Origin of the sequence: Streptomyces sp. SID9727 (assembly GCF_010550605.1) — a bacterium.
In the GTDB taxonomy this organism is placed as follows: Bacteria; Actinomycetota; Actinomycetes; order Streptomycetales; family Streptomycetaceae; genus Streptomyces.
The window spans coordinates 1-4,898 of record NZ_JAAGNI010000338.1; the positions used below are offsets into that span (position 1 = coordinate 1).

Here is a 4,898-nt window from a genome sequence, read left to right on the forward strand (position 1 = left end):
GCGGCGGCCGGGGCGGGGGTCGCGGCCGGCTCGGCGGCCGGAGCGGCCTCGGCGGCCGGGGCGCCCGAGCCGTCGTCGATGATCGCCAGCTCGGCGCCGACCTCGACGGTCTCGTCCTCGGCGACCTTGATGGACGACAGGACGCCGGAGGCGGGGGCGGGGATCTCGGTGTCGACCTTGTCGGTCGAGACCTCGAGCAGCGGCTCGTCGGCCTCGACGCGCTCGCCCTCGGCCTTCAGCCAGCGGGTGACAGTGCCCTCGGTGACGCTCTCGCCGAGCGCCGGAAGGGTTACGGAAACCGACATGGTTTCAGTTGCTCCTTACGAAAATGCGGAAGTGGTCGGTCGTCGCGCCCGGTCGACGGGTCAGTCGTGGGAGTGAAGCGGCTTGCCGGCGAGCGCCAGGTGCGCCTCGCCCATCGCCTCGTTCTGCGTCGGGTGGGCGTGGATGAGCTGCGCGACCTCGGCGGGCAGCGCCTCCCAGTTGTAGATCAGCTGGGCTTCGCCGACCTGCTCGCCCATACGGTCACCGACCATGTGGACGCCGACCACGGCACCGTCCTTGACCTGGACGAGCTTGATCTCGCCCGCGGTCTTGAGGATCTTGCTCTTGCCGTTGCCCGCGAGGTTGTACTTCAGCGCGACGACCTTGTCCGCGCCGTAGAGCTCCTTGGCCTTGGCCTCGGTGATGCCGACGGAGGCGACCTCGGGGTGGCAGTACGTGACCCGGGGGACACCGTCGTAGTCGATCGGGACGGTCTTGAGACCGGCCAGCCGCTCCGCGACGAGGATGCCCTCGGCGAAGCCGACGTGCGCCAGCTGGAGCGTCGGGACCAGGTCGCCCACGGCGGAGATCGTCTCCACGTTGGTCCGCATGTACTCGTCGACCAGGACGTAGCCGCGGTCCATGGCGACCCCGGCCTCCTCGTAGCCCAGGCCCTGCGAGACCGGGCCGCGGCCGATCGCGACCAGCAGCACCTCCGCCTCGAAGGTCTTGCCGTCGGCGAGGGTCACGCGGACGCCGTCCTGCGTGTACTCGGCGCTCTGGAAGAACGTGCCGAGGTTGAACTTGATGCCGCGCTTGCGGAAGGCGCGCTCAAGAAGCTTCGAGCTGTTCTCGTCCTCGACCGGGACGAGGTGCTTCAGGCCCTCGACGATCGTCACGTCGCTGCCGAAGGAGGTCCACGCCGAGGCGAACTCGACGCCGATGACGCCGCCGCCCAGCACGATCGCGGACTTCGGGACGCGGTCCAGCTTCAGCGCGTGGTCCGAGGAGATGATGCGGTTGCCGTCGATCTCCAGGCCCGGCAGCGACTTCGGCACGGAGCCGGTCGCCAGGAGCACGTGGCGGCCCTGGACGCGCTGGCCGTTCACGTCCACCGAGGTGGGGGAGGAGAGCTTGCCCTCACCCTCGATGTAGTGGACCTTGCGGGAGGCGATGAGACCCTGGAGGCCCTTGTACAGGCCGGAGATCACGTCGTCCTTGTACTTGTGGACGGCCGCCATGTCGATGCCCTCGAAGGTGGCCTTGACACCGAACTGCTCGGACTCGCGGGCCTGGTCCGCGATCTCGCCCGCGTGCAGCAGGGCCTTCGTGGGGATGCAGCCGTTGTGCAGGCAGGTGCCGCCGACCTTGCCCTTCTCGATCAGAGCGACGTCCAGGCCCAGCTGCGCTCCGCGCAGGGCCGCGGCGTACCCGCCGCTGCCACCGCCGAGGATCACTAGGTCGAAAACGGTGCTGGCGTCGTTCGCCACGTCACGTCCTCCATGCATGTGCGCCGTACGCCGGGCCCCGTCCTCGGGGTGTTACCGGCCGGTCGGCTGGTGTGCGGCCGCTTTGTCTTCGGCCCTGTGGTGGGGGCCCTGTCCTGCCGAGAACCCATCTTCGCACTTGTTGACGGTGGGCGGGACGCGGGGCCCGGGTCCGGGACGGTCGATCGTCCTTCCCGGTGGGGAACACCAACGGCCCCGGACGTATGCCCGGGGCCGTGGAGGAGGCCGTTTCCGGCCGGTCAGCCGAGGTCGCCGGCGGCGGTGCGCTCCGCCAGCTTCACCAGCGTGCGGACCGCGGAGCCGGTGCCGCCCTTGGGCGTGTAGCCGTAGGGGGCGCCCTCGTGGAAGGCGGGGCCCGCGATGTCCAGGTGGGCCCAGGCGATGCCCTCGCCCACGAACTCCTTCAGGAACAGGCCGGCCACCAGGCCGCCGCCCATCCGCTCGCCCATGTTGGCGATGTCGGCGGTCGAGGAGTCCATGCCCTTGCGCAGGTCCGACGGAAGCGGCATCGGCCAGGACGCCTCGCCGACCTCCTCCGCGATCTCGTGGATCGAGGTACGGAAGGCGTCGTCGTTGGACATGATGCCGAAGGTGCGGTTGCCCAGGGCCAGCACCATCGCGCCGGTCAGGGTCGCCACGTCGACGATCGCGTCCGGGTTCTCCTCCGACGCGCGGGTCAGCGCGTCGGCCATGACGAGCCGGCCCTCGGCGTCGGTGTTCAGGACCTCGACGGTCTTGCCGCTGTACATGCGCAGCACGTCACCCGGGCGGGTGGCGTTGCCGGACGGCATGTTCTCGGCGAGCGCCAGCCAGGCGGTGACGTTGACGCGCAGGCCCAGACGGGCGGCCGAGACGACGGTCGCGAACACGGCGGCGGCGCCGGCCATGTCGCACTTCATCGTCTCGTTGTGGCCGGCCGGCTTCAGCGAGATGCCGCCCGAGTCGTAGGTGATGCCCTTGCCGACGAGGGCCAGGGTCTTCTCCGCCTTCGGGTGCGTGTAGGCGAGCTTCACCAGGCGCGGGCCGCGCTCCGCGCCCTGGCCGACGCCCAGGATGCCGCCGTAGCCGCCCTTGACGAGCGCCTTCTCGTCCAGCACCTGCACCTTGATGCCGTGCTCCTTGCCGGCGGCGGTGGCCACGGCGGCGAAGGACTCGGGGTACAGGTCGTTGGGCGGGGTGTTGACCAGGTCGCGGGCGCGGTTGATCTCCTCGGCGAGGGCGATCGCGCGCTCGGCGGCGGCCTTGAACGCCTTGTCGCGCGGCTTGGCACCGAGCACGGCGACCTCGGCCAGCGCCTGCTTCGCGCCGGCGGGCTTCGCGTCCTTGGGGGCCAGCTTGTTCTCACCGGCCTGGTAGGCGGTGAAGGCGTACGCGCCGAGCAGGGCGCCCTCCGCGATGGCCTCGGCGTCCTCGACGGAGCCGATGGGCAGCGCGAAGCCGGCCTTCTTCGAACCGGTCAGTGAGCGGGCGGCGGCACCGGCGGCCCGGCGCAGCGTCTCGGCGTCGTACGCGCCGTCCTTCTCGGGGGCCTTGCCGAGACCGGCCGCGATGACGACGGGGGCCTTCAGGCCCTCCGGGGCGGGGACCTTCGTCAGCTCGCCCTCGGCACCCGAGGCGCCCAGGGTCGCCAGGACGGCGGCGAGCTTCCCGCCGAACGCCTTGTCCACGGCCTCGGCGCCCGGCGCGAGCACCAGGTCCCCGGGCTTGGATCCAGCGCCCTTGGCGACGCCCACGACGAGGGCGTCGGCGCGCAGCGTCGCCGCACCGGCAGTGCTGAGAGTGAGAGCAGTCACGGTGGTGAAATCTCGCTTCCGTTGAGTTCTTTTCGGTCGAGTGGGTGGGCCGACCGTGCCCGGCGCATCGTAGACGCGGCCGCAATGTGCCGGGAATGAGCCTACGCGCGCCTTTGCTGCCCGCTCACGGCGGCGGGCCGTAGGCGGTGCCGGCGCGGTGCGCGGCCGTCGTACGGTGGTGGTCCCGGGAAGATCGTCCCGGTGGACCTGGGAGAACGATGCGCGACCGCACGGCCGCACGGGTGAGCGGGGCGCGCGGCGTCCTCGCCGTCACCGCACTGGCGTTGACCACGATGCTGACGGGCTGTTCCACGGGGGGCGAGAAGGCCCCGGCGGGGAAGGCGGACGGCTCCGCGCGGCCCTCGCCGGCGCGCTGGCGGCCGGCGCCGGGCACGGACTGGCAGTGGCAGCTGTCCGGGAAGCTCGACACCTCGGTGGAAGCCCCGGTGTACGACATCGACGGCTTCGACCGGACGGCGGCCGAGGTCGCCGCACTGCACCGCAAGGGCCGCAAGGTCATCTGCTACCTCTCCACCGGCGCCTGGGAGGACTTCCGCCCGGACGCGGCCCGTTTCCCCACCGCCGTCCTCGGGAAGGGCAACGGCTGGAAGGGCGAGCGCTGGCTCGACATCCGGCGCACCGAGGTCCTGGAACCGCTGATGGAGTCCCGGATCGCGAGGTGCGCGAAGAAGGGGTTCGACGCGGTCGAACCGGACAACATGGACGGCTACCGCAACAAGAGCGGCTTCCCGCTCACCGCCGCCGACCAGCTGCGCTACAACCGCCTGATCGCCCGCCTGGTCCACCGCCACGGCATGTCCGTCGGACTCAAGAACGATCTGCCGCAGATCCCGGAGCTGGTCGGGGACTTCGACTTCGCCGTCAACGAGCAGTGCGCGCAGTACGAGGAATGCGAGGAGCTGACCCCGTTCGTGAAGGCGGGCAAGGCGGTCTTCCACGTGGAGTACGAGCTGCCGGCGGCGGAGTTCTGCGCCCAGTCCCGGAAGCTGGGGCTCAGCTCCCTGCGCAAGGAGTACGAGCTGGGTGTGGAGCGCGAGAGCTGCGCCTGAGGCGTGTTACGGAAGGAGCGCCGTCCGCCCGGCCGGACAGGCGGGACTCTCGGAACACGCCCTGGGCGTTCCTCAGCCCAGCGCCAGGCACACCAGCGCCACCGTCGCCGCCGTCTCCGCCAGCGCCCCGAACACGTCACCGGTCACCCCGCCGAACCGCCGCACGCAGTGCCGGAGCAGCAGCCCGGCCGCCACCGGCGCGGCCACGGCGGCCAGCGCGTACCGCAGCGCCCCGTACCCGCCCAGCAGCGCCCCCGCCCCCG

Annotated in this window: 5 protein-coding genes; 1 reads left to right on the top strand and 4 read right to left on the bottom strand. The window is 71.5% G+C overall.

Going from position 1 to position 4,898, the window contains the following annotated elements; genetic code table 11:
- From G3I41_RS22980 to G3I41_RS22990, 3 genes are all read right to left on the bottom strand, one after another.
- On the bottom strand, positions 1-305 hold a 305-nt coding region (locus tag G3I41_RS22980; RefSeq protein WP_343242210.1), incomplete at its 3' end, for a biotin/lipoyl-containing protein.
- A 60-nt stretch (positions 306-365) separates the two neighbouring features.
- The gene (gene lpdA, locus G3I41_RS22985; RefSeq protein ID WP_164402289.1) at positions 366-1,754 is read right to left on the bottom strand and encodes a dihydrolipoyl dehydrogenase; all 1,389 of its coding nucleotides are present in this window, start codon (positions 1,752-1,754) and stop codon (positions 366-368) included.
- Between the two features lie 257 nt (positions 1,755-2,011).
- On the bottom strand, positions 2,012-3,565 hold the full coding sequence (locus G3I41_RS22990) for a leucyl aminopeptidase (RefSeq protein ID WP_164402290.1): 1,554 nt from the start codon (positions 3,563-3,565) through the stop codon (positions 2,012-2,014).
- Positions 3,566-3,783: 218 nt separating this feature from the next.
- Here G3I41_RS22990 and G3I41_RS22995 point away from each other — a divergent pair, with 218 nt between their 5' ends.
- On the top strand, positions 3,784-4,635 hold the full coding sequence (locus G3I41_RS22995; RefSeq protein ID WP_164402291.1) for an endo alpha-1,4 polygalactosaminidase: 852 nt from the start codon (positions 3,784-3,786) through the stop codon (positions 4,633-4,635).
- Between the two features lie 72 nt (positions 4,636-4,707).
- Here G3I41_RS22995 and G3I41_RS23000 read toward each other — a convergent pair.
- A partial coding sequence (locus G3I41_RS23000; protein WP_203601525.1) for an adenosylcobinamide-GDP ribazoletransferase occupies positions 4,708-4,898 on the bottom strand: 191 nt, incomplete at its 5' end.